The organism is Microcystis sp. M53598_WE2, from assembly GCF_030067735.1.
GTDB classification, from domain to species: Bacteria; Cyanobacteriota; Cyanobacteriia; order Cyanobacteriales; family Microcystaceae; genus Microcystis; species Microcystis aeruginosa.
In genome coordinates, this window is the sequence record NZ_JASJFE010000422.1 from 1 (window position 1) to 3,771 (window position 3,771).

At 43.1% G+C, this 3,771-nt stretch carries 3 protein-coding genes; 1 reads left to right on the plus strand and 2 read right to left on the minus strand.

Annotated elements, in window-relative coordinates:
- On the plus strand, nt 1-303 hold a 303-nt coding region (locus tag PX636_RS08935; RefSeq protein ID WP_288116798.1), incomplete at its 5' end, for a tetratricopeptide repeat protein.
- Between the two features lie 138 nt (nt 304-441).
- On the opposite strand, the gene glgA is transcribed toward PX636_RS08935, so the two are convergent.
- Nucleotides 442-1,920, minus strand: a complete 1,479-nt coding sequence (gene glgA / locus PX636_RS08940) for a glycogen synthase GlgA (protein ID WP_004162591.1) — start codon at nt 1,918-1,920, stop codon at nt 442-444.
- Between the two features lie 209 nt (nt 1,921-2,129).
- A complete protein-coding gene (gene dacB / locus PX636_RS08945; protein ID WP_288116799.1) occupies nt 2,130-3,554 on the minus strand; it encodes a D-alanyl-D-alanine carboxypeptidase/D-alanyl-D-alanine endopeptidase in 1,425 nt (474 codons plus the stop codon).
- Between the last annotated feature and the right edge of the window lie 217 nt (nt 3,555-3,771).

The following is a 3,771-nucleotide window of genomic DNA, read 5'->3' on the forward strand; positions in this document are numbered from 1 at the left end:
CGATTAATCAGTGCTATTAAAGAGGAAAATCCTGTTATAAAAGGTTGGAAAACTCTCCTAGAATTTCAACAGTTAAAACCAGAAAATAATCCCCTCGATGCGATATTTTTGACTGGGATTAATTCCGCATTAAAAGAAGATTATGCCGCCGCTTTAGATAAACTGATCAGCCTGGTGGGAGAAAGTAGAAAATATCGTCAGGATGGGGCAAGAAAAGCCATGTTAGCCATATTTCAGATTTTGGGAGTTAGTCATCCCCTCACCCAAGAATACCAAGCAAAGTTAACATTTCTGCTCTACTAGGTAGGGTTTGCGGCAAAAAGTTTTTTGGTGGGGTTAGGAGTCGGTCAAAACTAAAGCAATTCCCCGGAAATTTCAACAAATCTATTCCTCGAATTTCTGTTGACAACTGCCAGGGAATTGCTAGGGGCAAGATGCAGTTTATTTGTGGCGAATCATTTCATACAGGGCAACGTATTCTTCCCCGGGGCGATTCCAAGAGTAATCGCATTCCATGCCTTGAATCGCTAATTTTTTGAATTCTTCCGGTTGAGTGTACCACAATTCTAATGCCCGGGACATGGCTGATTCGAGGGCATTATTATCGGGATCAAAAAAGACAAAACCATTGCGTTCTTCGGGTTGGTGATAGGTATCATAATCGCGATCAAAAACCGTATTAACTAAACCACCAACTCCCCGGACGATGGGAACGGTTCCGTATTTTAAGCTGATTACTTGTGTCAGGCCGCAGGGTTCAAAATTACTGGGAACCACAATCATATCAGCCCCCGCATAAATGAGGTGAGATAATTCCTCATTAAAGCCCAATTCAATATGAACATCAGGGTTATTATTTAGGTGATTTTTCTCATGCCAGAACCAGTTATTAATTAACGATTCGGTGGCGGAACCTAAGAGGACAAATTGCGCCCCGCGAGCTAAGGCATAATACATGGCATGGTGAACTAAATGTACGCCTTTTTGGTCATCTAAACGACCGACATAACAAATTAAGGGTTTTTCTGCTTCATCTCTTAACCAGAGTCTTTCTCGCAGTGCCTTCTTATTGCGGGCCTTCTCGGAGAAGCTATCAACACCGTAGGGTGCAGCAATAAATTTATCCACCTCTGGGTTCCAGATATTGTAATCTAAACCGTTGAGAATGCCAGTAAATTTGTGTTGATGCTGGTGAATTGTATGACCTAAACCGTAACTAACATCGGTGTGGTGTGCTTCCCAAGCATGGTGGGGTGAGACGGTGTTGAAATAGTTGGAAAAGACGATACCACCTTTCATAAAATTAATCACAAAAGGATTGAAGTTATCGCGCATTCGGGCATAGCTAAAGTAGTAAGTATCGTTATTTAATCCTGTTGCCCAGAGAATTTCTGCACCAGCAAATCCTTGATGTTTAAAGTTATGGATGGTGTAGAGAACGCGCTGATTGCCCATACCATGATATTTATAAATTTCAAAAAGTAAGGGCGGAATTAAACCGGTTTGCCAGTCGTGACAATGAATTATATCGGGACGTTTATTACTTCTGAGCAAAAATTCTAAAGCGGCTTTGCAGAAGAAGGCAAAACGCATATTATCGTCTTTACAACCGTAGTAAGTACCGCGATTAAAGAAATTATCCCCCGAATTGGGTTGAATAAAGAAACACAAGCGCCCGTGTACCCAACCACAAAAAACATTACAGTGAATTGCCCCACCGTACCAAGGCACCCACAGGTCGCGATAAGCCTCGTGTAAGCCCCAAATTTGGTCGTAGCGCATACAATCATACATGGGTAGGATTAGCTCCACGCAATGACCGCGAATTTCTAATTCTCGACTCAATCCATATACCACATCCCCCAATCCCCCAGCTTTAATCACTGGAGCGCACTCAGAGGCAACCTGAACTATATACATATATCAATAACTCCGTCGATTAATCTACAGGTCAGCTAGAAGCAATTTTTACAAAAGTATACAGTCTTCTGTGATTAATTGACTCGATCGATCGAATTAGTTGGGGTGTTGGGGTGTTGGGGTGTTGGGGTGTTGGGGTAGTGGGGAATTTAGCTGAAATTTCCCTATCTCCCCAAATCCCCAAATCCCTATCTCCTGTCTCCTAAAGATTAACAGCGTTTTAACTGTCCTAGGAGCAAAATCACCTCATCGATGCCGTTTCTGAGGGTGGTGGCGGGTTGATCGCTGTTATTGACGGTTATGCTAAAGATTAGGGGTTGATTGTCGGCGGTTGCTAGATAACCCGCGAGGGCGATAACTCCGGTTAAAGTCCCGGTTTTTGCCTGTAATCGTCCTTCTAGGGGAGTCTGGCGGAATCTATTGGTTAAAGTGCCATCAACGCCGCCAATGGCTAAAGAACGCCGATAATCAGGATTTTCTGCCATTAGTTGTAAAATTTGACCTAAAGTCTTGGGTTTAATTAGGTTTTGTCGTGATAGCCCCGAACCGTCGCCGATTTTATAACTATCGCTGTCAATTCCCAGTTTTGTTAAAGTTTCTTGCAATCCCGAGACACCGCCGAGCATTTGTAGTAGGGTTTCGGCTAGTAAATTATCGCTATTTTTATTGACTTTTTCCACCAAATATGCTAGGGGTTCTGATTCTAAATTGGTGATCTCATGGCCGAGAATCTGTGAACTAATTTCTGCGTTTTTAACGGTAATTCCCGCTTTTTCAAGGATATTACGCCAGCGAGCTAGGAAATATTCCGAGGGTTGGGGAATAGCTAAATTAAAATCATCTTGACTATCAATAGCCAGAGAACCAGTGATAATCAGGCGATTATTGGCTAAATTGCCCTTAATTGCCAGAGTATTCGGGCTTCCTTGCGCTGCGGTGCTGGTTTGATTCTCAATTAGCCATTGTTTAGCGGCAATGGGATCAGACCATTGTAAATCTAAGCTTTGCCCCAATTGTCGCGGTAAAAGCTTTAAAGTGACGGAATTTTCGTTTAAAACCAAGCTAGAAGCGGGTACAGCATAGTCAAAAAAGACATCTTCCCATTCCCAGGTTTTTTGACTATCGGAGACGAGAAAAGGACTAGCAACGACAAGTAAGCGATAAATTGAGTTAATTCCCTGTGCTTTTAACTTTTCTGCTAATTTTTCTAACTTTTCTGTGGTTATGGTTGCATCTCCCCTCCCGACTAAGGTTAAAGTCTCTAAATCGGGGGGGTTGCCTTGGGCTAAAATGGGGGTTTTCAGACGATAATCGCGGTTAAATTTGCTGAAAGCGGCAGCAGTGGTTAATAATTTCGCAGTAGAAGCGGGAGTAAAAAAGTTATTTTCGTGGAGACTATAGAGATTTTCCTGAGAATTAAGGGATTTTACTAAAATTCCCCAATAAGCGCCTTGATAATCGGGTCGGGCCAAAATGCGATCGATCCTGGTGGCTAAGTCTGCTGGACAGATAAACTCGGAAGGGGGGGAATTGTCTTGACTGATGGGGGTTGCGAGGGTGACGGGATGGTTTACCCAGAGAAATAGGGAACAAGTCCCCAAGAGAAAAGATAATTTCGAGCGGCGTGTTAGCATAGGATTAAGTCTTGGCAGTAGGTAGGCGTTAAAAATTATCAGATGCCCCCCTTATTAAGGGGGGACTAAGGGGGGATCGGCACCCCCCTTATCAAGGGGGGCAGGGGGAATCAAACGACCCATTGAGTAAAAACAAAAATCAGGTCTTGACTTGCGCTAGAATCAACACTTCAGTAGGTAGGCGTTAAAAATTATCAGATGCCCCCCTTATTATAAA